This window comes from Rhizobium sp. SRI_017 (genome assembly GCF_057586295.1).
In genome coordinates this window covers 1-626 of record NZ_JBYCZP010000088.1, presented here as the reverse complement: position 1 = coordinate 626, position 626 = coordinate 1, and the positions used below count along the sequence as shown (strand labels likewise).

Annotated in this window: 1 pseudogene; it reads left to right on the top strand. The window is 68.5% G+C overall.

From position 1 onward, the window contains the following. Positions 1 to 30: 30 nt before the first annotated feature. Positions 31 to 626: pseudogene (locus AC2YI2_RS35135) on the top strand (integrase); the annotation flags it as partial.

Genomic DNA, 626 nt, shown 5'->3' with positions numbered 1-626 from the left:
TGCGTCAGTGATTAATCCGTGGGAGACGGCATGAGCGATCCCGCAACGAACCTGGAGCCGCCAACAGCCAACCTAGGCCAATCAGGTGCAGCGGCCGACACGAACGCCGGTGGTTCTGGTCCCCCCGCCCCTTTGCCGGAGGCGGGCGCCGGCCTGCCGGCGCATCTACAACAACTGGCCGATCGGGCGCGAGGCTACGTCGAAGCCGCCAGTTCCACCAATACCCGCCGCGCCTATGCCGCCGACTGGAAGCACTTTTCCGCCTGGTGTCGGCGCCAGAATGTTTCCCCCCTCCCCCCGGATCCGCAGGTCGTCGGCCTCTATATCACCGCGTGCGCCTCCGGGACCGCCGAACGCGGCGCGAAGGCGAACTCCGTCTCGACGATCGAGCGCCGCCTTTCGGCCATCGGCTGGAACTGCGCCCAGCGCGGCACGCCGCTCGATCGCAAGGACCGCGCCATCGCCACCGTGATGGCCGGCATCCGCAACACCCACGCCTCCCCGCCCCGACAGAAGGAAGCCATTCTGCCCGAAGACTTGGTCGCCATGCTCGAGACGCTGGACAGGGGAAGCCTGCGCGGCTTGCGCGACCGGGCGATGCTGCTGATCGGCTTTGCCGGCGGCCT